The sequence below is a fragment of the Paenibacillus sp. YAF4_2 genome, from assembly GCF_052113225.1.
Lineage (GTDB): Bacteria > Bacillota > Bacilli > Paenibacillales > Paenibacillaceae > Pristimantibacillus.
This window is the reverse complement of the sequence record NZ_JBFRCT010000003.1, coordinates 319049-342671: the sequence shown is the minus strand read 5'-3', so window position 1 is coordinate 342671 and position 23623 is coordinate 319049. Positions and strand designations below refer to the sequence as shown.

16 protein-coding genes and 1 pseudogene are annotated in these 23623 nt (G+C 46.9%); 6 read left to right on the top strand and 11 right to left on the bottom strand.

Going from position 1 to position 23623, the window contains the following annotated elements; genetic code table 11:
* Nucleotides 1–13: 13 nt before the first annotated feature.
* Entirely contained in the window at nt 14–3853 is a 3840-nt protein-coding gene (locus AB4Y93_RS09090; RefSeq protein WP_441891078.1) for an Ig-like domain-containing protein, read from the bottom strand.
* A 685-nt stretch (nt 3854–4538) separates the two neighbouring features.
* Nucleotides 4539–5117: a GNAT family N-acetyltransferase gene (locus AB4Y93_RS09085; protein ID WP_441891076.1), complete on the bottom strand. Its 579-nt coding sequence runs from the start codon at nt 5115–5117 to the stop codon at nt 4539–4541.
* 135 nt (nt 5118–5252) lie between these two features.
* Between AB4Y93_RS09085 and AB4Y93_RS09080 the strand changes: the two genes are divergently transcribed.
* Entirely contained in the window at nt 5253–5528 is a 276-nt protein-coding gene (locus AB4Y93_RS09080; RefSeq protein ID WP_441891074.1) for a hypothetical protein, read from the top strand.
* On the opposite strand, the gene AB4Y93_RS09075 is transcribed toward AB4Y93_RS09080, so the two are convergent.
* Nucleotides 5529–6593: an ATP synthase beta subunit C-terminal domain-containing protein gene (locus tag AB4Y93_RS09075; RefSeq protein WP_441891072.1), complete on the bottom strand. Its 1065-nt coding sequence runs from the start codon at nt 6591–6593 to the stop codon at nt 5529–5531.
* A 191-nt stretch (nt 6594–6784) separates the two neighbouring features.
* On the opposite strand from AB4Y93_RS09075, the pseudogene trpB reads away from it, so the two are divergent.
* Together trpB and AB4Y93_RS09065 are read left to right on the top strand one after the other, a co-directional pair.
* Nucleotides 6785–7948 (top strand): annotated as a pseudogene (gene trpB / locus AB4Y93_RS09070) (tryptophan synthase subunit beta).
* Between the two features lie 362 nt (nt 7949–8310).
* Complete coding sequence (locus AB4Y93_RS09065) at nt 8311–9669, top strand: dipeptidase (protein ID WP_441891070.1); 1359 nt, start codon at nt 8311–8313, stop codon at nt 9667–9669.
* A 501-nt stretch (nt 9670–10170) separates the two neighbouring features.
* On the opposite strand, the gene AB4Y93_RS09060 is transcribed toward AB4Y93_RS09065, so the two are convergent.
* Nucleotides 10171–10581 carry a hypothetical protein gene (locus AB4Y93_RS09060; protein WP_441891068.1) on the bottom strand — a complete coding sequence of 137 codons (411 nt, stop codon included), beginning with the start codon at nt 10579–10581 and terminating at the stop codon, nt 10171–10173.
* Nucleotides 10582–10713: 132 nt separating this feature from the next.
* The gene (locus tag AB4Y93_RS09055; RefSeq protein ID WP_441891613.1) at nt 10714–11535 is read right to left on the bottom strand and encodes a MetQ/NlpA family ABC transporter substrate-binding protein; all 822 of its coding nucleotides are present in this window, start codon (nt 11533–11535) and stop codon (nt 10714–10716) included.
* Nucleotides 11536–11764: 229 nt separating this feature from the next.
* On the opposite strand from AB4Y93_RS09055, the gene glsA reads away from it, so the two are divergent.
* On the top strand, nt 11765–12712 hold the full coding sequence (gene glsA / locus AB4Y93_RS09050; protein ID WP_441891066.1) for a glutaminase A: 948 nt from the start codon (nt 11765–11767) through the stop codon (nt 12710–12712).
* A gap of 59 nt (nt 12713–12771) precedes the next feature.
* Here glsA and AB4Y93_RS09045 read toward each other — a convergent pair whose 3' ends face one another.
* The 6 genes from AB4Y93_RS09045 to AB4Y93_RS09020 all read right to left on the bottom strand — a co-directional run bounded on the left by AB4Y93_RS09045 (nt 12772) and on the right by AB4Y93_RS09020 (nt 18689).
* The gene (locus AB4Y93_RS09045; RefSeq protein WP_441891611.1) at nt 12772–13557 is read right to left on the bottom strand and encodes an HNH endonuclease; all 786 of its coding nucleotides are present in this window, start codon (nt 13555–13557) and stop codon (nt 12772–12774) included.
* 62 nt (nt 13558–13619) lie between these two features.
* On the bottom strand, nt 13620–14576 hold the full coding sequence (locus AB4Y93_RS09040) for a 3'-5' exoribonuclease YhaM family protein (RefSeq protein WP_441891064.1): 957 nt from the start codon (nt 14574–14576) through the stop codon (nt 13620–13622).
* A 122-nt stretch (nt 14577–14698) separates the two neighbouring features.
* The gene (locus tag AB4Y93_RS09035; protein WP_441891062.1) at nt 14699–15424 is read right to left on the bottom strand and encodes an S-layer homology domain-containing protein; all 726 of its coding nucleotides are present in this window, start codon (nt 15422–15424) and stop codon (nt 14699–14701) included.
* A gap of 83 nt (nt 15425–15507) precedes the next feature.
* Nucleotides 15508–16716 (bottom strand): MFS transporter, encoded by a 1209-nt coding sequence (locus AB4Y93_RS09030; protein WP_441891060.1) that lies wholly within the window; start codon nt 16714–16716, stop codon nt 15508–15510.
* A gap of 27 nt (nt 16717–16743) precedes the next feature.
* Entirely contained in the window at nt 16744–17871 is a 1128-nt protein-coding gene (locus tag AB4Y93_RS09025; protein WP_441891058.1) for a Gfo/Idh/MocA family protein, read from the bottom strand.
* On the bottom strand, nt 17871–18689 hold the full coding sequence (locus tag AB4Y93_RS09020) for a sugar phosphate isomerase/epimerase family protein (RefSeq protein ID WP_441891056.1): 819 nt from the start codon (nt 18687–18689) through the stop codon (nt 17871–17873). The genes AB4Y93_RS09025 and AB4Y93_RS09020 overlap by 1 nt, the downstream gene beginning before the upstream one ends.
* Before the next feature lie 370 nt (nt 18690–19059).
* Here AB4Y93_RS09020 and AB4Y93_RS09015 point away from each other — a divergent pair, with 370 nt between their 5' ends.
* Both AB4Y93_RS09015 and odhB read left to right on the top strand, forming a co-directional pair.
* Entirely contained in the window at nt 19060–21939 is a 2880-nt protein-coding gene (locus AB4Y93_RS09015; RefSeq protein ID WP_441891054.1) for a 2-oxoglutarate dehydrogenase E1 component, read from the top strand.
* A gap of 6 nt (nt 21940–21945) precedes the next feature.
* The gene (gene odhB, locus AB4Y93_RS09010) at nt 21946–23184 is read left to right on the top strand and encodes a 2-oxoglutarate dehydrogenase complex dihydrolipoyllysine-residue succinyltransferase (RefSeq protein WP_441891052.1); all 1239 of its coding nucleotides are present in this window, start codon (nt 21946–21948) and stop codon (nt 23182–23184) included.
* Nucleotides 23185–23623 lie beyond the last annotated feature (439 nt).

Below are 23623 nucleotides of genomic sequence, written 5' to 3'. Positions count from 1 at the left end.
CCGCTGTCTTGTATTAAATAAGTTCTGACTTTTCAAGAAGTCGTTGAATAATTGTAGCAACCTCGGCTCTAGTCATGTTTGCTTTAGGTGCGAGTATTGCTGCTTGTCTGCCTGTGATAATGCCTGACTCCAGGCATTCTGCAGCGCCTTGAATGGCCCAGCTGGATACCTCTTTCACATCTGTGAATGGACGAAGTAATTCATCTGCTTTCTTACCAGCTGTACCGGATTGAAGAACCGTAAGCTTCATCGCTTTTGCTATAATCGTCATGGCTTGTTCACGAGTCACTTTATCTAATGGACGGAAGGTACCGTCTTCGAAGCCATTAATGAGCTGGTATGAAACAGCCGTAGATACAGCACGGCTATACCAGTCCTTAGCTGAGACATCCGAATAAATAGAATCACCTTCAACCAATTGAAGGCCTAGTGCACGGACAACAATAGCTACAAATTCCGCCCGCGTAATGTCTTTATCCGGATTAAACAAGTCATTACCAATTCCATTAATGATAAAACGTGAGCCCATGTCGTTTACTGCTTTTTCAGCCCAGTGGTTTGACATGTCTGTAAATGTTGTTGAATACGAGATCAGCGCATAGGTGCTATTCGTCAAGCTGTTCACTATCGCGTAGTACTTGCCGCCAATTTGTACCACCTTCGTTGGCACATGACGGACTGTACCATCTGGTTCAATAACGATACCTGTTGTTATATGATTTGAATCCACCGTATTAGGGATAGCAATCGTTCTTTCTACATAAGCTCTGAATTTATTTACTTCGACTTTAGCATTACCATAATGCGCTGTCACTTGGAACGTTACCGGCGGAACAACCACTTCGAAATGGCCGGCTTTTGAAGCGTCCTCCACAATCTGAAGCATGTCTGCCGTTGGTGCTCCAACTTCTAGCTGAACCCCGATCCCTTTGAGCTCATCTGTCGATACGCCTAACTGCTTAGCGATTGCGTCGATGTTAATCTGCTCAGCAGGAATCGTATAGGTTACAGCACTCGTCTTCACCTCAAAGGTTGCTTGCTGCTCTTCCATTAGGCTTAGTATCTCGCCATTCAGTTCTGCAATAAAGATATCCGACTTCAGATCTCCTACAATCGTAATGACTGCATGCTTGCCCTCTGCTTCCAGCTTCGCTTCAATCAGCTTCTGATCCATCGCAACTGTCGTTACTTTCTGGCCATTCACGACGGTTTGTGTTGCTGTTCCAGCTGATACGGCTACGCCGTTAATATAAATCATAAATCCAGAAGAAGAAGAGTTTCCTCCGCCGCTCACAGGTAACGATTCGATTGTAAGACTAAATGCAGCAGCTGTTGACGTCAGCATACCGTCACTCACCGTGAAGGTAAAGCTGTCCGTACCGGTATAACCARCAGCTGGCGTATACGTGTAAGCTCCTGTCGCAGCATCTATCGTTACCGTGCCATGGACAGGATCTGTTACTTTGGCAAAATTCAGCGTTGTTCCTGTATCCACATCTGTACCGCTTAACGTTCCCGTTACTGCTGTACCCTTCTTTGTTGTTACGCTTGCTGCGGTTGCTATTGGCACATCGTTTACCGGAGCGACCGTAATCATAACCGTTGCAGCCACAGATGTGCTTGCTGTATCACTGACCGTATAAGTGAAGCTGTCTGAACCGTTATAGTTTGACTCAGGTGTATAGGTGTATTCACCTGTTGCAGTATTAAGACTTAGTGTACCGTGGGACGGCTCGGAACCTTTGCTAAAGGCAAATACCTCACCAGCATCGGGATCCGTAACCGTTAAGGTTCCCGTATATGCTGTATCTTCATCAGTCGTCACCGTGTCAGATAAGGCAACAGGCGTATCATTCACCGGATTTACCGTTATTCCTACTGCAGCTGGTGCTGATGATAATGAAGCGTCGCTTACCTTGAAGGTGAAGCTATCCGGACCGTTATAGTTCGCTTCAGGTGTATAGGTATACGCTCCTGTCGCCGAATCAATCGTCACCGTACCATGATCAGGATCTGATGTCTTAATAAACGTTAAAGCATCTTCATCCTGATCTGTACCGCTTAATGTACCGTTCCATACCGTGTCCTCATCAAGAGACACGCTTGCTGTATTGGCTGCAGGAGCATCATTTACGGCATTGACCGTAATCGTAATAACGGCAGGTGGAGAGTCGACGATTCCGTCATTTACAACATACGAGAAGCTGTCCGTACCGCTGTATCCAGGATTAGGTATATAAGAGTAATCTCCTGTCATGCTATTAATAGAAAGCAAACCATGGACGGGGGCTGCTACCCTCGCATAAGTTAATATCGTTCCCGTATCCAGATCAAACCCTTTAAGCGTTTCATACAAAGTAATATTTTCAAAGGTGGAAAAAACTTGAGGAAGACCCCATGGCACATCATTTACTGCGTTCACCGTAATAGAAACAGTAGCAGCAGCAGATAACGACTTACCATCATTGGCCTTGAAGGTGAAGCTGTCATTTCCATAATAATTCGGTTCAGGGGAGTAGGTGTAAGTCCCATTCGTATTAAACTCAATCGAACCATGCGCAGGACCTGTTGCTGCTTCAAATGTTAAGGAATCTCCGTCTGGATCCGAACCATTAACTCTGCCGTTTAATAGGGCATCTTCATTTATCGTTTCACTTGCTGGAGTTGCCGTAGGCGCTTGATTGGGAGGCATTACATTAATCGTAACGGTTGCTGCAGCTGAATTAGCGATACCGTCATTTGCGATAAAATTAAAACTATTTGTACCGGTAAAATTAGAGGTAGGTGTATAGGTAAATCTTCCATCTGAGTAAAGGATGAGTGTGCCATTAGCAGGTCCTGTAACTAATCCGTATGTCAGTGTCGTACCTGTATCTTCGTCCGCTCCGCTTACCGCTCCATTAAATGCCGTATTTACTGGGGTAGAGAACGTTGCATTCGTTGCTGTTGGGACATGATTGAGAACTGGATAAATAAACATCGCCTCTGCGCTATCTGCCATCCCTGCTTTGACCGCAATCGCTCTTACCGTTACAGTCGAGCCGGGAGTACCAGTAATGCCAACAGCTGCACTGCTCGTCCCGCTTCCACCGCTATTACTGCTTGTTGTCGGCTGAGAACCATTGGTTGTGTAATAAATGGTCGCACCAGGCGTCGCAGATGTCAGTGTCACACTGTCATTCCGATTAACCGTCGTATTACTAGCAGGCGTGGCAGCAGGCGCAGCTGCCGTTGGAACATTTAATTGAATTTGATTAATACCATGCCAGCTGTTATGAGACGAATAGATGCGTACTTCATCTACATTGTCGAAGCTGGAATCAAGCATTACTTGCTTGGACAGGAAATAATCAACCATGTCTTCTGCTTTAAAGGTAGATGAGGCGACAAGTGTATCGTCATTGTAGCCATCTACCGTTAGGTCTAATGGATTTTCTTCATCTGTTTCACCATAGTTCGTATAGAAAAAGCCATTAATATCGAATGAATTTCCGCTTTTCTCACGGATCTCCATCCCTTTCCACCCATCCCCAATTGAGAGGGCCTCATCGAAACTAGATAATGCATAAAAGGATTGGGAACTGCCATAAATCAATGCCTCTGACATCGGTGTCCCATTCACATTGCTAATATTATAGATTTCCAAATCAATGCCTGGCAGATTCACTGAACCGCCGTCACCATCTTCGGCTATTCCATCTGCCCATCGTACAGGGTCATCTGCAGTAAATTGCACGGTTGTCGCAGCCGCTGAGGCGGTCTTACTATGTACGGTAAAACCACTTGATAACAACAGGGTGCTGCATAATGACAGATAGAATATTTTCCTTAACGAGCCTTTCATAGATGGCATTCAATCCTCTCTAGAGTCGAATATACTAGAGGTATTATATCATTTTGTTTCTAGGCCATTGGACGCATTTATTGACTGCTAATGGAAAAAGCAGCCTCTCGGCTGCTTCGGATGGACTATGTCCACCGCTGTGTTTATGTGCTTTGTTGGTTAGTTTTAAAAATAACCCTCGAGCTTCTTCAATTTATTGAACTTCTTATCATAAGTACATCGTTCGAGAAAATTGTAGTATAGCTCTTTTGCCCGATCTTTTTGATTAAGATGCAAATAAGCCATAAGAACATGATGCAGTTCCGAATTATAATAGAATTTTAACAGCAATGCGATTTCGAATGATTGATTAAAATAATGTACCGCCTTGCTATACTCTTTCTTTCGGTAATATCTCATGCCAATCATTTTAAACAAGCTGGCTTTTTCCTTATCATCTTTCATTAGATCTACTGATTTAATGAGATACGCGAGCGCCTTATCTTTCCGATACAGCTTAACCCAGGTTAGCGCTCTCATCAAGGCTTGTTCAGCTGTCTTAACCTTTCTGATTCTGAAGTATAGAAGGCAGATTATTGTAAAAACAAGATACATTTTTAATAGCATTAGACCTATCCCCTCAAATCTGATTTATAGCATGAGAAAACCGCTAATCATAGAGGGAAATATATCCATTAAACTATATCCTCAATATTCAAAACTCCGCTCCCCGAACCTTCGCAAAAATCATCGTATCCCTCAGCGAGCCGTCATTTGCGCATTTGTCATTTCTCAGAATACCTTCCAGCGTAAAGCCTGCCCGTTCAGCCACTTTGGCGCTCTGCTGATTGCGGGAATCACATTTAATTTGAATTCGGTTCGCCCCCAGAACTTGAATAGCGAAACTCGTAATCGCGTCAACCGCTTCCTTTATGTAGCCTTGTCCTGCATAAGACGTTCGTGCCCAATAGCCAATCTCGAATGAACGCGCCTGCCAATCCATCCGGTGAAGGCCGCTGCTGCCAACAAGCTGTCCCGTTTCTTTATGAATAAGCAGAAGGCGTAAATCTGTCCGCTCTAGATACTCCAGCCGAGATTTGCGTATGGTAATCTCAGACTCTTCTATAGTAGGAACTGATTTGGCCCAAGGCATCCATGGCCACAGCTCTTCCCTGCTTTCAATAACCGCCTCATTAACTGCTGCGCCGTCTCCATATAATGGAGCACGAATAATAAGTCTCGTACTTTCGAAGCTTTCAGGTATCGATAGTAAAATTGGATTGAATACGCTCATTTGTTCCACTCCTTTATTACTTGGATATGTGTACATCCTCGCCATCGATTTGCCATATTCACACAATTATAGGTCCTGTTATCCTCCTCCGCAATAATTCCTATCATTGCTGGTGTACTTCTGTCGCAGACATTTATGCAGCTGGATCTGTTATTCCCCGTATTCCTCAAGGAGACGATTCACTCAACCACTGTATTCGCCTTTGGAGACTGGGACTTGCAGTTATCCGGCGAGAAGCTGTTTTGTCTAATCGTCTCGGAAAATGGACTGTTCGTCGCGCTGTTTTCTCTTGTATGCAGCAGGTATTGCGCTGTTTGGCCAAATGTCTACATTCTGGGGCTTAAGACGTTCGTATCCCGGCTTGCACATAAAAAGGTTGAACCCAAGGGTCCAACCTTTTATATCTATTAATTAACTTCTAACCTCGAGCCGTCCTTTGAAAAACAACTCCGAAGCTTCGGTATCGTCCAATTCGCCATCCAGAATTCGCTTGACGTCCTCCAGCGTATCGTAGAGCGGCAGCCACTCTCCAGGCTTCTGCGTATACGGCTCGGAGACAAAAAACGGCTGAGCTAGATAGGATTCCAGTCTTTCTCCACGGTTATATACCTGCACATCGGATTCCGCTATTTTCTCAATTCCATGTACACTCACAAGCGATCTTAATTCCCGATAACGCCGGAGCAGCTTCCTTGCACGTTGTTGTATGATAAGGTGTACAGCATCTAGATAAGAGCCTTCCAGTATGGTTGAGGTAGAAACAATAGGATCAATAGCAGGATAAATACCGCGGCTGATTAAATCTGAATCAAAACGCAAGAACGTATCTAGCGGGCCATATGCATCTGTTGCTGATCCATCCGCAGCCTCATATGCCATATCGACTAATGCAACTGTGATTGGTCTTGCCCCTGCTTCCTTCAAGCTTTCTCTTAAAGACAATAATTCACCCGATAGAACCGTACTGCGGTCAACGCCAAGCAAAATATCCTTCTCTTCACGAAGGTTTACGATCTGTTTGTACACATCATCTCTTGACGAGAGAACAAATTCAGATTGTTCTTTCACATGGTTAATTCCCGGTGCATCCGTGCCAGGATCCCAGAAAATTGTGGCATATCCACGTTTGTTCAGCCGATGCATAAACTCCGCAAGTAAGACAAGCTGCCCCATATTTGGCCTCGCTACAAAACCAACCGTTCCGCCGCGCACGACCGGTGCTAATAAATCCAGCGCCTTAATTCCGGTTTCAATCATCCTCATCCCGCTCCCTCTAATAATGAGTTCATCAAGACTTGCGCCTGCTAATGTTGCTAAAGCGACCAACGTTCGAACTTCTGCACGACCAACAGGAATCTTCCCTGTGCAAAGATTAGAAACGGTTGCTGCTCTTAGACCAGCTGCCCGTGCCGCTGAGGTGAGATTGGGAACACGACGACGTAATAACGGAACGTTAAGCTGTAACTCTTCATCCATTTTTTAACACCTCCTTACTCTATATAGTAATCATAGTTACTCTAAAGCGCAACTTTAATTTGTAAAATATTGTGAATATCAATTGAACGTCTTACTATTAAACTGCCTTTTTTTAACAAGCCATTTCCTAGCATTTATGCTACGATAGGACTTGAATTGGTAGAGTACATATTCGATTGGAGGCGCTTTCAATGAGTCAAGAACAAGTGGCTGAAGGATATTTTGGAGAGTTCGGGGGCAGCTTTGTTCCACCTGAGCTGAAGGAAGTATTAGACTATTTAAGTGCACAGTTCAACAAGTTTAAGGACGACCCAGAATTTAAAGAAGAACTCGAATACTACCTCAAAGAATATGTTGGCCGCGAGAATCCGCTGACTTATGCGTAGCAATTAACGGACGCTTGGGGCGGAGCGAAAATCTACCTGAAGCGCGAAGACCTGAACCATACCGGCGCTCACAAAATCAACAACGTTGTTGGGCAAATTTTGCTTGCCAAACGTATGGGTGCTAAACGTGTGATTGCCGAAACTGGAGCTGGCCAGCACGGTGTTGCAACGGCAACGGCTTGTGCCATGTTCAACATGGACTGCGTTATCTATATGGGTGCGGAAGATACTCGCCGCCAAGCGCTGAACGTATTCCGTATGGAGCTGCTTGGAGCAACCGTTATACCTGTACACAAAGGCCAAGGCCGCCTGAAAGACGCGGTAGACGAAGCGCTGAATGATCTCGTTGAAAACTATAAAAATACATTCTATCTCCTTGGCTCGGCCGTAGGACCACATCCCTTCCCTACGATGGTTAAGCATTTCCAATCGATTATTAGTGAAGAATCGAAGCGTCAGATTTTGGCCAAAGAGGGTCGTCTCCCAGACGCCGTTATCGCCTGCGTTGGCGGAGGAAGCAACGCCATTGGTGCATTTGCTCATTACATAGATGAACCTTCCGTACGCCTCATTGGTGTTGAGCCTGATCAAGCTCCAACCTTGACCGAAGGCGTGCCGGGCATTATTCACGGCTTCAAGTGTCTCGTTTTGCTCGATGAGGAAGGAAATCCTAGAAAAACATACTCCATCGCTGCTGGACTCGACTATCCGGGTATTGGACCGGAGCACAGCCATCTGAAAGTTAGTGGACGTGCAGAATACGTAACAATCAGCAATGAAGAAGTACTGGCAGCGTTCCAGGAGCTGTCCCGTACGGAAGGAATTATCCCTGCGCTCGAAAGCGCACATGCAGTTGCTCATGCGAAAAAGCTTGCGCCTACGATGACCAAGGATCAGATCATCATTGTCAATTTGTCCGGCCGCGGCGACAAAGACGTTGAGCAAGTGTTCCACATGCTGAATAAATAAGTTGGATCGTATAGCAGCTTCTGCCCATCGGCAGGGCTGCTTTTTTTTGGCTGCCGTGAAGCGTATACTGTAACTAAGCTTTTGAAGCATGAAGCATTACGATTGGCCTCTAGAAAGCCAATTGGGTAATCATTCATTTGGTCCATGCTTACGAAGTATGAATCATTACGATTGGCCTTTACAAGGCTAATTGGGTAACAATTCATTGGTTCATGCTTTCGAAGTATGAATCATTACGATTGGCCTCTAGAAGGCCAATTGGGTAATCATTCATTTGGTCCATGCTTACGAAGCATGAATCATTACGATTGGCCTTCACAAGGCTAATTGGGTAACAATTCATTTTAGGAGGTACATATCACATGAGTTATGAAACGTATTTTAAAGAATTAAGAGAACAGCAGCTGGGGGAGCTTAAAGAGTTTTTAACTATTCCGAGCATTTCAGCACTGTCTGAGCATAAGCAGGACATGATCAAAGCCGCTGAGTGGGTGGCTGGCAAGCTTGAGCAAGCTGGACTCGACAACGTGAAAATTCATCAAACAGCCGGACATCCAATCGTTTATGCCGAGCATCTGCATACTCCTGGCAAACCAACTGTGTTAATTTACGGCCACTATGATGTGCAGCCGGTTGATCCGCTCAACTTATGGGAGACGCCGCCATTTGAGCCAACGGAACGCAACGGTAAGCTGTATGCACGTGGAGCAACAGACGATAAAGGTCAGATTTTCCTGCATATCAAGGCGATTGAAGCACTGTTGAAACAGGAGCAACAGCTGCCTGTAAACGTGAAGTTCTGTATCGAAGGCGAAGAGGAAATCTCAAGCCCAAGTCTGTTAACGTTCCTGCAGGAGCAGCAAGATAAGCTGTCAACGGATGCTGTACTGATCTCGGATACTTCTCTCATTGAAAAAGGTAAGCCGGCCATCTCCATTGGCCTGCGTGGACTGTGCTCGCTGGAGCTGACCATCAACGCTTCGAATACAGACCTTCATTCAGGTACTTATGGCGGCGGCGTTCCGAATGCTCTTCATGCTATGGTTGAGCTCCTTGCTTCTCTTCATGATAAGCAGGGTCGTATTACGGTTGAAGGCTTCTATGAAGGCGTGCCTGAATTGACGGCTGATATGCATGCAGAATTCGAGAAGCAGAACTTCAATGAAGAACAGCTCAAGCAAACGCTTGGCCTTAGCACTACATATGGTGAAGAAGGCTACTCTTTTGTGGAACGTACTGGTGCCCGTCCAACCCTTGAACTAAACGGCGTATACGGCGGCTTCCAAGGCGAAGGCACAAAGACCGTTATCCCGAAAGAAGCACATGCCAAAATCACCTGCCGCCTGGTTGGCCAGCAGGATCCACAGGTTACTCTTGACCGCATCATTGCTCACCTACATGCGAATGTTCAGCCAGGTGTAACGTTGAAAGTGAAGCCAGGCGAAAAAGCCCGCGCCTTCGATATGGATCCATCCATTCCGCTTCTCCAAATAGCTGCGGACGCGTATGAAGCAGTCTACGGCACTCGTGCACTCTTCACAAAAGACGGCGGCTCTATTCCAATTGTAGAAACCTTCTCCCGACTTCTCTCCGCACCTGTTATAATGATGGGCTTTGGCCTGCCGGATGAGAATCTCCATGCTCCTAACGAGCATTTTAATCTGGAGAACTTTGATAAAGGATTGCTCACGATTGTAGAGTTCTTGAAAAGAGTCGGCTAGGAATTATAAAAGTCGTTTATGGGATGTATCTCCTTCCGCTAAACCGAATCTCAACTGAAGGTTCACCAATTGAGAGATTCGGTTTAGCGGTTGCCAGTGTGAAATTCCGATCCAACTCATTTTCAATGAGATTTCACATTGGCAAAGGCGAGCGCTTAAAAGCTATCTGACAAGAAAGTTGCTTCGAAAGCATCTACTCTGCTCCTCCAGGAGATACATCCCCATCCACTTTTTTATTTATTGGTACAAAGTATGCCGTCCCATTCGATGGGACGGCTTTTTTATTAGGGCAAGCCAACTTAACGATATGCCATATCGTTAAGCTGGCTAAAACCACGTATAAGCTGCACCTTAACGATGTGCTACATCGTTAAGACCTGTCCAAACTAGCTATTCGAGCCTAAAATGAGCTAAATCCTTGTGCTTTACGATGTGCGGTATCGTTAAGCAAACTTCAAAGACGCGTTAAGTGGGTCTTAACGATGTGCGATATCGCTAAGGCTATTTCAACTTCTTAATCGCTGTCCATTCTGCTTCCGTGTAGCTGAAAGATACAAACATAACATTATGTGCATACATCGCTGTTTCTTTCATCCCATAGGTGAGATCTATGGACTGCTCCTCCTGGAATTGCTCCAGCCCTTTCTTCCTTTCAACATCAGATGTATATAGATATACCTTAAGTCCTTCTTCTCGAAAATCTCCATCTGTATGCAGAATAACAGCAGGAGCAGTGCCATTATACACCATACTCTTTTTCGCCTCAGAGGGGCCAAGTTGTTCCGTGTATTTCACGCCAGCTTTAGTAAAGGATGATTCGATATCGTTTATCGTGAGCTTATGGGATTCTGAACAACCTGTTAAGAGGAAAAGCAAACCTATTGCAACAAATATAGCTTTCGAGTATCTCACCAACGATCATCTCCCAGCCCATTAACTTCAGCTTCCTGACAAGGAAGACAACTGTTGCATAGAATTTGTTGCATCATTTACAAAACAAAAAAATGGCGTACAAATTGATCATCAATTTGTACGCCATTCCATTTATTCAAATGCAGGCAATGCAATATCGCTGTAGTTGTCTTCGAGGAATTTCTTCACCTCTGGACCTGTCATACGTTCAGCAAGCTTCTGGATCGGAGCAGAATCCACATTATCCTCACGTGCTACTAACGTGATGACGAAGTCGGAGTCTTTGCCTTCCGTAATTAGAGCATCATTCTTTGGTGTAAGCCCCAGTGGCTTCGCGTATGCCGGAGTCATGAGGACCATATCTACGTCATCGATAACACGGGCCAACATTAACAGATCGACTTCCTGGAACTTATACTTATGCGGATTATCAACAATGTCGGCCTGTGTTGCTTTGATGCCAACGCCGTCTTTCAGCTTAAGCAAGCCGTTGTTCTCCAGCATAACAAGCGAGCGTCCGATATTAGACGGATCATTTGCAATCGCAATTGTTGCACCTTCTGGAAGTTCCTCGATTTTTTTATACTTTTTCGAATAGCCGCCATATACCGCATTATAGATCGCTTTGACCGGCACCAGCGTACCTTTGTTTGTGGCATTGAAATCATTCATATACGGAACATGCTGGAAGAAGTTCGCGTCTACTTCTTTATGTTGAAGGGCTGTGTTTGGCTGAACGTTATCCGAGAGCGTCACGATCTCCAGGTTAATACCGTCCTCTTTCAGTAAAGGCTTCACCAGCTCCAGAATTTCACTCATCGGCGGAATAAGTACCGCTACCTTCAGGTTTACTTCCTGCCCATCTTTTCCTTCGTTTACTGCTTGATTGTTCTGCTTGTCTGCATTATTATTTTGACCGCATCCTGCGATAATCGCCACAAGAAGTGCGAGCATGACGAGCCCTGTTCGTTTCTTTCTCACTTTCCATTCCTCCCGCTTTATCTATCCGGCTAGCTTATTATCTCTCTATGCCAAATTTGGCAGTCAGCAGCCTGTAAAATCATAGTCTAAGCGAGTCCAAATCATAAATCAATCTAGAGATTCGCTCGCACTGTTCGCAATTTGGAATATGAAATATAATTGAAAGAAAATGAGTTGGACAATGGATTGGAGAAGAGTGGCTATGTCATTTACCGAGCAAGAAAAAGAATTATTAAACCGCCAGCTCCCGACTTGGGTCGAAGCGAGCAAAGTGCGATCCGCCTACGGCAAGACGGCCTCTTACATTCCAGAGCTGGCGAAGGCCCCGCAAAACGCGCTTGGTATCCATCTGATCGATACAACGGGCAATACCATTTCGAGTGGTGACTGCAGCCTTTCTTTTACGATGCAGAGTATTTCGAAAGTGTTCACGCTTATCCTCGCATTGATGGACAATGGCGAAAAAGCGGTGTTCGAAAAAGTCGGCATGGAGCCAACTGGCGATAACTTCAATTCGATGCTGAAGCTGGAGCTTGTCCGGCCGGGAATTCCGTTCAACCCGCTGATTAACGCCGGGGCTATCGCCATCTCGTCTTTGATTCATGGCCAGAATGCTGCTGAGAAAACTTCACGAATTCTCTCCTTCTTCCAATCACTCGCAGGTAACGATACATTGACCTATGATATGGAGGTTTATCGGTCGGAATCGGATACGGCAAACTTGAACCGATCGATGGCTTATCTGTTGAAGGATAACGGGGTTCTGGAAGGGCAAGTCGAAGAGGTGCTGGATGTCTATTTCCATCATTGTTCTATACAAGTGAATTGCAGTGATCTTGCACGTATGGCTCTTGTGCTGTCGAACAACGGAACAGACCCCATCACAGGAGCCCCCCTTATTCCGCGCCGTTATGTACAGATTGCGAAGACGTTTATGGTTACATGTGGGATGTACAATGCTTCGGGCGAATTTGCGATTCAGGTTGGACTTCCAGCTAAAAGTGGAGTTTCCGGCGGGATCCTCACGATGGTGCCAGGTCGATTCGGCATCGGTGTCGTTGGCCCGGCATTGAACACGAAGGGTAACAGCATTGCTGGCGTTCATCTGCTCGAGACACTCTCTCGTGAGATGGATTGGAGCTTATTCTAGAACGCAGAACAGGGGTACGGGACGAAGTTACCACTTCGGTTTCCGTACTCCCTGTTTGTTTACAGATCACGCATAAATTCCTCAATATCTTTATCTGCTTTTGACTGATTGCAATCATTACACGCGCATACACAATTGTCCGGTGTTGTATGGCCGCCCTTTGCCCTCGGCAGCATATGGTCAATCGTATCACCGTATTGTCCGCAGAAATGACAGGTGTAATTGTCCCTCGTCAAGATAAAGCTTCGGAAATCCTTGTTGCTGAACAAACGCCGGATTGTAGTCCGGTTTACAATAACAGCGGCCCGCTCCTTCACAAGCGTAACGGCTAATTCCAGCTCAATCTCCTGATGCCAGCGCCGCCCTTTATCCGTCCTACCGCGCATCCAGACCGTTCCTTTACGTGTTGTCCTCAGCAGACTAACGTCTGACGGAGAATGGTTCGCCGGCAAAGGACGGGGGCGGGGTTTTAAAATATTGGCTCCACCCCTAGGAGAAGATTTTGGCCTCGGACGTCTAGGCGCAGTTGGAGCTGCAGGTGCAGGTGCTGAAACAGCCGTCCCCAAATCAGGTACGGTGAGAGGAGCAGCTTGGCTAACTGGTTTTGCAGCTGCAGCCTCAGATACTGGCGAGTGCTCTATCTGATTATTAGGCGGCAATTCAGATTCCGCATACGATATCGTCGCAGCAGGAATCCTGCTTCTATGCTTACGGCAGGATCGGCAAGAGCCGCGCCGAGAGCCTGTTCCGGAACGCCTGCCCGTTCGGCGCAGGAAGTCCGTTTCCGGCTTTTGCTCCATACAATGCACGCATTGCTTATATCTGATTGGTTCGTTATCGGTCATCGGCTGTACCGGTGCTATCACCGGTTTTTCACCCCATTACCTGTTTATAATAATACGGATACTTACAGTTTCATCCGATAGACTGGCTTATTTTCCAGTCCACGTATAACAGGGGTCCATGGTTCACTTTCCGGTGTCGTCAGAAGAGCATCCTCAACCATTTGCAGCTTGGCATCCATGGCATCAATATGATGCAGCGCTACCGCCTCGGCCGTTTGCGGCTGAACGGGGCTTCCCCACTCTCCCAGATTATGATGAGACAGCACCATATGTTGCAGCCCGAGCAATTTCTCCGACTGTAAATTTATATCGCAGCGAATCGCTGCCTCCGTAATCCATGTCGATGCTAGCGAAATATGTCCCATCAGCTTACCCGAAAGGCTGTAGTCGGATACGATGCCAAGCTGCGCAATCATCTCCTCCGGCTTTGCGATGTCATGAAGAATAATACCTGCCTTAAGCAGATCCGCATTTAGGAACGGCCGCTGCTTGCAAAGGAATTCCCCAATCTCCAGCATTCTCGCCATATGATAGGCCAGACCCGCAAAATACGCATGATGATGCGTCTTCGCGGCTGGGTAATGCGTCAGCTTCTCTTCCACCTTTGCTACGCAATAGTCCACAATAGTTTTAATCTCTGCATCCTGTATGCTGTCTTTTGCTTGATTAATTGTATCAATGAGTTCATTAGAAGCAACCGGTGCCGAGCGGATGAAATCCGTCAGTGTAACACCATCTTCTGGCGCTGCAGGACGCATCCTTGAAATCTTGATCTGCAGCTTCTCCCGATATAAATGGACATTACCTTGTACTTTAACAAGCCCCATCGGGAAGAAGGTTTCTTTATCCTGCTGTGAGACATCCCAGAACTTTGCCCCCAGCTGCCCGCTGGAATCCCCTAGTACGATATCGAAATAATCCTTAGGTGTCGTTGCATTGGTCTGCTTCACATCCAGCTCCTTGAGCAAATAGAAGCCGGTAAAATCGTCTTGATTACGAAGATCTTTAATTTGCGTCATTCGTGTTCCTCTCTCCAACTGTTCATGATGCTCCTATTATACTATGAAAGCATGCATTGCGGAGCGGCAAAAGAAAGAGGCTGCCGCTAGACCTGAAGTCTAGTGGCAGCCTCTGTTCATATTTATTGTAAAGCTTCCGGTGTTGCTGAAGCTTCAGGTGTATCTGGAGCTTCAGGAGTCTCAGGGTCAACCTGACCGTTATCCTTGTGCGTCTCAACAAACTGATGCGCATCGTACAGCATTGCTGCCGCTTCTCCACGATCTACAATCTCCTGCGGATGGAAGTTACCTTCCTCATCAAGCTTTGCAATCTTATACAGCAGCGCACGCTGAATCGTTCCCTGATAATCTACCGTAATATCCTTCTCATCCAGAATGTTAATGTACATCTTAATGAGCGGATATTGGCCGGTCTTCTCCAGAGCCTGCACCAGATAATGCGTGAACTGCTCACGGGTAAGCGGCTTCGACGGATCGATATCCGCAGGAATATCCAGCCCATTATAATGAGCGATTACGAAGCTCTCTGCATACCAAGCATCATTTTTCACATTTGTGAAGAATCCTTCTGCCGTAGGAGCTTGCTTGAAATCGATAGCGGCAAGACTTAATTGCATGGTTCGAACAATAAGTTCGATCCCTTGTGCGCCAGTCAGGCTTTCTTCCGGATGGAATTCCGAAGTGGATACCCCTTTCACAATTCCAAGCTCTTGAAGCGCCTCGATCTGTACCCGGCTGCTCGAATTCGCAATGTCCTTGAAGCCTGAATCAGCGGCAAATGCCTGCCCTGACAAAGACCCGAACAAGACAGCGGCCGAGATCGCCGCAGCGGTTAAACGTTGTTTCATTGTTATTGTCCTCCTTCTGTCTCTAAGCTGAATGTGTAGAGTAGCGTTCAGAGATTTGGACGAAGGTACGGGGGAAAATGTTGCTAAACACTTATTTCTCGATTCGTCTCCTTTGACGCAGTCATTCTCATATACACATAGAGCAATGAGAAACCTGCTATACCAAGCAGCGCCATGCCCGTACCTGCCCAATAAATAGTCTCCGGACCTTTCTGTTCAAAAAGGTATCCGCCCAGAAAGCCAGCAGCAATTCCGGACAAACCACCCCAAGTCAATGCATAGACCGCCTGCCCCGAAGCACGCAGCTCGGCTGGCACAATAAGTGCTGTCAGCTGCGTGCCAATGTAATAGAAAGCGCCGAAGGTCAAGCAATGCAGCGTCTGGATAAATATTATCTGTATCGCATCGCCCGCTCCCGCCATGAGGAACCAGCGTAACGCATACAACAAGCTTACAAGAATCAGACAGCTAATCATCCTACGTGCATTTTTCGTCAGATAACGGTCCAGCAGCAGAAAGACAGGGATCTCGAAGATCGAGGACAAGAAAGCCGACCATCCAATCAGATCCGTGTGACCACCAAGATCCGCCATATACAAGCCAATGAAGGTTGTGTTCATTGAATTCGGAATCGATATCAACAGTCCAATGATAAGAAACGCAAGGAATGCCCTGTTCCCCAGCATCCGCCTATAGTTCACTTCAACCGTTGTCTTCGGTGACGCACCTCGCGGCAAGGTAAAAGCGAAGCCAATCGCCACAAACATCATTAAGCTGTACACGAGTGATAGCCGGTCAATGCCGATCTGTCCAAGAATAGGTCCTGTTATAACGGCTAGTACCGCCCAGCCAAGTGATCCCCAAAGCCGAAAAGCCCCAAACTTATGACGTGTCCCCTCGATACTATTGAGAATAAGGCTGTTGCTTTGCGAGAATAATGGCATTTGGAAAAAGAAAAACGCTATCATACAGCCAAAAATAAGCGTATAAGAATGAGACAGAAATACAAGCTGCATAACCGCTAGATTGCCAACCAGCATCATAATGAGAATGAACCGTATATTCCGAGTCCGGTCACTCAGATAACCCCACAATGGATTCGCAATTAAAGAAACAATGGGTCCACCCGCCATCATTGCTCCGATTTTTAAAGGAGTAATGCCGATGGATTGCAAATAAAGCGCAAAAAATGTACTGTATACCGCTATTGTTCCATAACTAAAAAAATTAAAAGCCTTAATTGAGCGAAAGCTCGTCTTTGCTTCCTTCGTATCGGTATCTCCCTCACTCAAGATGTCCACCGCCATTTTCGTTATGGTTTACACAGGAATAGCTGTCGAGCTGGAACATGCCGTTACTTCTTCCACCGTCACTTCACGGCCAAGCTCTTCAGAGAGATAAATCCCTTCGCTGATCAGCATCGTACGCAGAGCAATTGCCGCCGTCGGCAAGAGTGGAACTCGGCCCTGCAGCGCCGCAATCCAGTGATGCTGCGAGGAGTCATAAGCATCTTCATTCTCGCGAATCCGATGCCAGCGCAAATCCATCATGTCGAGATCTATCGTACTGTCTAGATCGATATCACATACGGTACTGTGATAGCTGAATGGCTGGCTGGCTTCTCCCGGCAAGCCATTCGGGAACCGTACGCCACCTTCCGAGCCAAGGATACTGCTACCCTCAAAGCCTCCCATATGAACCGACCAGGCTTCAATCAAATCCAAAGTGAGACCACCCTTGAAACGAATGAAGCCAGTGGCCAGCTCTTCTACATTAAAACCGCTGCTCTCTCTTCGTTCCTCCAGCATCGCCATCTCCTGATAGACCTTACCCGAGATCCGTTCAACCTCCGGATTGCCAAGCAAATAAAGAAGCTGAGCAATATGGTAGACCCCCATATCCAGCAAAGCTCCTCCAGCAGCCGTCTCCTTACGAGTGAAAAATGGTGTGCCGTAGCCATCCACATAAGGACGATTTCTGCGGCGGAAGCCCGTAGACCGCGCATGATACAGCCTGCCCAGCTTGCCGGCGTCAATTAATGCTTTGGCTGCTTTCGTATCTTTACCGTACAGTGTAAAGAGCTGAACATGCAGCATTTTGCCTGTCTCTTCCGCTGCTTCCACCATTCGTCTGCCGTCTTCATATGTACCGGCGATTGGTTTTTCGCAATAAACATGTTTTCCGGCTTTGAGCGCAGCAATCGTAACCGGAGCATGGAAGTTATTATGCAAGCATACGTCAACGGCCGCGATATCTTCCTGATCGAGCAGCTGGTGGAAGTCTGTATAGCTGTTTGGTATGCCAAATTGCTCTGCCACACGTCTTACTTCTGCTTCATTTACATCGCAGATCGCAACGATCTCTACACCTGCAATAAGACGATATTTCTCAATATGCTGCTTGCCGATTTGCCCAACACCAATAATCCCGACTTTAATCGTCTCCATTACGCATTACCCCCTCTGTCCGCTTCGTCTGCAAGCAGCTTCTTAACCATGCCCAGCAGTCTCTCTGTCTCAAGATACTGCCGCTTAGGCGCATTGTATTCGATCCCCCAATACCCTTTGTAGCCTGCATCCTTCAAGATTGCGATCGTATCCAAGGCATTGCCAGAAACGGCGGTTTGCTCATCAAAATGAGTGTGGTACGCCCATGGTGCAACCAGCTTATCGCCCTCTTCCTGATCCGCTCTCCAGCGCCCAAGATGGACAAGAAAACCAAAGGCAGGATGATCAACCGCTTCGGCGATCCGCTTCATTTCGCGCGGCAAGAGCGAGGCTCCCATATGATTTTCCGGGCCGATAAGAAACCCGTTATCTGCAGCAAATTGTGCGAACTCCTGATAGATCCGTACCGTATATTCGAATTGTTCGTCCGTCATTGTTTCTACGTCATGATAGCTGCCGCCTGTATCGATGCGGACAGTCTTCGCGCCTAGAATAACCGATGCGCGGAGATGCACAAGCGCATTCTCATGCAGCTTCTTCCTAACATCGGGATTCGGATCCCATAGATGAGCACCGTCAACTGCAAAATTGACAACCGACATTTCCTTCTCATCCAGCGCTTCACGGATTTTGCGGATATAGCTTTCATCTGCAAGCTGATAGATTGGACCTGTATTCCGATCGATGAAAAACCCGTTCCATAAATCGGCAACATTCAGCTTATAGCGGTATTTAACCGTTTCCAAATAACCAAATACATCCATCTTGCCTTCTAGATTCGTGTTGTTAAACGAATAGCCTCCAATTGATACGTTCACGATTCCTCACTCCCGCTGATCAATATGTCCATCCCATTCCATTATAGAGCTTATAACTTAAGGAATAGGGTTACTTTTTTCCACGAAACGGGGGAAATTTCTATTGGTCAAACCCAATCGTTCTCGAATCCGAATACAACTTTATTAGAAACGACAGCTTTCCACAGGAATAATGTGTTGGATATTGACGATATGAGCATAATAAGAATGAAAAATGCCGCTCGCAGTGCTGAATCAATCTATATTCAAGATAATAATGATACATATTCGTTATTTAAGTTTTGAGGCATGTTTATAATATAATGGTTGTATAAGAAAGTTCTAATTTCCGTCCCTTGAACTTCAAAATCCTAGACGGAGGTATCTGTCGATGTCATCTGGCAATTTGCACAAGCAAGACCCTTGGGCTTCCTATTACGGACCCAATCTTGGATATGTCCAAGAACAATATGAGCTTTTCAAACAAAACCCTGAATCTGTTATCGCTGAGTATCGTGAGCTGTTCGAACTTCATGGTGAACCGCCTCAATACGCAGGACAAACAGCACCTATCGTTGCGGCACAGTCTTCTGGCGGCGCGGCAATCGATGCGAAAGTTCTTCAAAACCTAGTAGCGGCTGGTAAGCTTGTATGGAACATACGCGCTTTCGGCCATTTAGCTGCGGATATCGATCCACTTGGTATCAGCCCGAAAGTAAGCACCAATATGCTTGAACTTGAAACATACGGCTTAACTCAAGCTGATCTGGCTGCATTGCCTGCTGAGCTTGTATGGACGAAAGCACCTGCTGATGTTAAGAACGGCTGGGATGCAATCGAAAAACTTCGCAAAGCCTACACGGGAACCATTGCTTATGAGTTCAGCCACGTTCATAACGAAGAAGAACGTGCATGGCTCAAGCAGCGTGTAGAGAAAGAAAACCCATCAAGCAAGCTGAGCACGGATGAACGCAAGAAGCTGCTGACGAAGCTGTTCGAAGCTGAACAATTCGAAGATTTCCTGCAGCGCACATTTGTCGGCCAGAAGCGTTTCTCGGTGGAAGGTAATGATGTACTCGTTGCCCTTGTCGATGAAATGGTTCACGAGCTGTCTAATGACGGCGTTAAACATATTTTGATGGGCATGGCGCATCGCGGCCGCTTGAATATTCTTGCGCATGTGCTTGGCAAACCTTACAGCAAGATTTTCTCGGAGTTCCATAACGCATCTAACAAAAAAATGAGCCCATCCGAAGGCTCTATCGGTATCAACTACGGTTGGACCGGCGACGTAAAATATCACCTTGGCGCTAACCGCTCGATCGGAACTGGCGAGACCGTTAAGACCCGCATTACGCTGGCGAACAACCCGAGCCATCTGGAGTTCGTTAACCCAGTTGTCGAAGGCTTCACACGTGCAGCACAAGATGACCGCACAGCAACAGGTTATCCGAAGCAAAACATGGATGCCGCTGCTTCGATCATTATGCACGGCGACGCTGCATTCCCTGGTGAAGGTATCGTAGCAGAGACATTGAACTTGTCGCAGCTGAACGGTTACTCGCATGGCGGTACGCTTCATATTATCGTCAACAACAAAATCGGCTTTACAACGGAAAGCCATGATTCCCGTTCGACGCATTATGCGAGCGACGTGGCTAAAGGCTATGAGATTCCAATCGTTCACGTAAACGCTGATGACCCGGATGCGGTAATTATGGCAGCTCGTATGGCAAGTGAGTACCGTACGAAGTTCAAGAAGGACTTCCTGATTGATCTGATCGGTTACCGTAAATACGGACATAACGAAACAGATGATCCGGAAACAACGCAACCGACCATCTATAAAAAGGTAAAAGCTCATCCAACTGTAAGCCGTGTCTTTATCGACAAACTTGTAGCTGAGGGCGCAATTACCGAGCAAGATGCAGAAGGCTTGAAGCAAGAAGTAATCAACCGCCTGAAAGCAGCTTACGAGGAAATGAAGAGCCGCGAAGGCCAAGAGCCTGTCCACCAGACGCAAGGTTTGCCAAATGAGCTTTCAACTGGTGAAGCAGTAGCTCCTGTGTCCGTTGAAACTCTTCGCGAAATCAACGCAAACCTGTTGAAATGGCCGGAGAAATTCAACGTTTATCCGAAGCTGCAGCGCATCTTGGAACGCCGTGCAACTGCTGTGAACGACGGTGAGAAAATGGATTGGGGCCATGCCGAAACGCTTGCTTTTGCATCGATTCTGGCAGATGGCAAACCAATTCGTCTCAGCGGTCAAGACGTTGAACGTGCAACATTCGCTCACCGTAACCTTGTGCTGCATGATGCTGAGACTGGCGATACTTTCTGCCCGCTTCATCATCTGCCTGAAGCTAAAGCATCTTTCGCGATTCATAACAGCCCGCTGTCCGAGGCTGCTGTACTTGGCTTCGAATATGGTTACAACGTACACGCTCCGGAAACAATGGTTATTTGGGAAGCACAGTACGGTGACTTCACGAACGTAGCGCAAGTTCTGATTGATCAGTTCATCTCGGCTGGCCGTGCAAAATGGCAGCAAAAATCGAGCCTGATCATGATGCTTCCGCATGGTTACGAAGGTCAAGGACCAGAGCACTCCAGCGCTCGTCTGGAACGCTTCCTGCAGTTGTCCGCTGAAGAGAACTGGACGGTTGTGAACCTATCCAGTGCAGCGAACTACTTCCACTTGCTTCGCCGCCAGGCTTCGATCACAGAGAGCGATGCTGCTCGTCCACTGATCATCATGGCACCTAAGAGCTTGATTCGTAACCCGCGTGTTGCTTCGGAAATTTCCGAGCTTAGCAATGGTACATTCAAGACGGTTGTAGAACAAAAAGGTCTCGGCACTCATCCTGACCGCGTAGAACGCCTCGTTCTCGCTACAGGCAAGATGGCGATTGATATCGATGAAGCGATTGAGAAAAATGGCGATAAAGAGCTGGATTGGCTGCATGTGGTTCGTGTTGAGCAGCTGTATCCGTTCCCTGATAAAGAAATCGCAGCAATCCTTGAACGTATGCCGAATCTGAAAGAAATTGTTTGGGTACAAGAAGAGCCGCAAAACATGGGCTCATGGTTCTACATGGAACCACGCCTGCGCAAAGTTGCACCAGCAGGTGCAAGCGTAAGCTACATCGGCCGTCCAGAGCGCTCGAGTACAGCAAGCGGCTTCCAACAAGTTCACAGCTTCGAGCAACAGCACATTTTATTGCAAACATTAAAATATAGTCCTTCGTTGACATATAACACTGGGAGGTAAGCTCACGTGCAACAAATTATAGTACCGGCAATGGGTGAATCAATTACAGAGGGCTCGATCTCCAAATGGGTAGTAAAAGTAGGAGACGCTGTTAAACAAGGCGACGTGCTTCTTGAGCTTGAAACAGACAAAGTAAACATTGAAATCAGCGCTGAGCAAGACGGCGTTCTGCAAGAAATTACACGCAACGAAGGCGACACCGTTCAAATCGGTGAAGTCATCGGCACAATCGGAGCTGGCAGCGGCGCTGCTGCTCCTGCACCGGCCGCTCCTGCAGCTGAAGCAGCACCTGCATCAACTGCTGCTCCAGCTACGGCAGTAGCAGTTGCTCCTGCACCTGCAGCTGCGCCGGCTACGGCTCCTGCAGCTGGCAGCCAATTGAATGTTTCTCCTGCAGCTCGTAAGCTTGCAAGAGAAAAAGGTATCGATATTAACGAAGCACAATCGACTCTCGGCCGTGTTGATCTTCGCTCGGCTGCTCCTGCACAAGCAGCAGCACCTGCTCCGGCAGCAAAAGCTGCTCAACCTGAGTTCACATCGAACAAGCCTTACGTTCGTACGAAAATGTCCCGTCGTCGTGCGACAATCGCGAATCGCCTTGTTGAAGCGCAACACACAGCAGCAATGCTGACAACTTTCAACGAAGTTGATATGACTGCGATCATGGATGTTCGTAAACGCCGTAAACAATCGTTCTTCGACAAACATGAAGTAGGTCTTGGTTTCATGTCCTTCTTCACTAAAGCAGTTGTTGGCGCGCTTAAAGAGTTTCCACTCCTTAACGCAGAGATTAACAACGGTGATATCATTGCCAAACAATACTACGATATCGGTATCGCAGTATCGGCAAAAGAAGGCTTGGTTGTTCCAGTCGTTCGTGACGCTGATCGTATGAGCTTCGCTGAAATCGAGAAACAAATCGTTTCCCTTGCTGGCAAAGCGCGTAACAACTCGCTGTCGCTGGACGATCTGCAAGGCGGTACGTTCACGATCACAAACGGTGGTACATTTGGTTCCCTTCTGTCCACGCCGATCTTGAACTCGCCGCAAGTTGGTATCCTGGGCATGCACAAAATTCAGCTTCGTCCAGTAGCAATCGACGCTGAGCGCTCGGAAAACCGCCCAATGATGTACATTGCCCTCACTTACGATCACCGTATCGTTGATGGCTCGGAAGCTGTACGCTTCCTGGTAAAAGTAAAAGAAATGCTTGAAGATCCAGAAACCCTTCTTTTGGAGGGCTAATAGGACAGGCTGTACCCTTGGGTACAGCCTGTTTTTTTGTTTCGTTCATCTCACTACGTGGTCTAATATTCTTACGATCGCTGTGCTTTTCGGATTCCCTGATTCAACTTTTACGATGTTGGAATCCGAAAACCAAGGCGAGCGCTCCGCTTCTCCAGAACATTAGACCACTCCGTTCGACTAACCAACCAAAAGGGCTATACCCAAGGCTAAAAGCCTGCGGGTATAGCCCTCTTTGTACAACAGGGATCCGTTCCTGGCTGACAGCCCAGGAACGGCATAACGAAATGCAAAAAAACACATGTAAAAGACCAACTACTAGGCTGAAACACCAAACAAAATGCAAAAATGCAGGTAAATCCGAGCTATTATGCCTTATAGGCGTAAATAGCGAGATTTACCTGCATTTTTGCATCTGGACGAAGGAATCGCATTACTT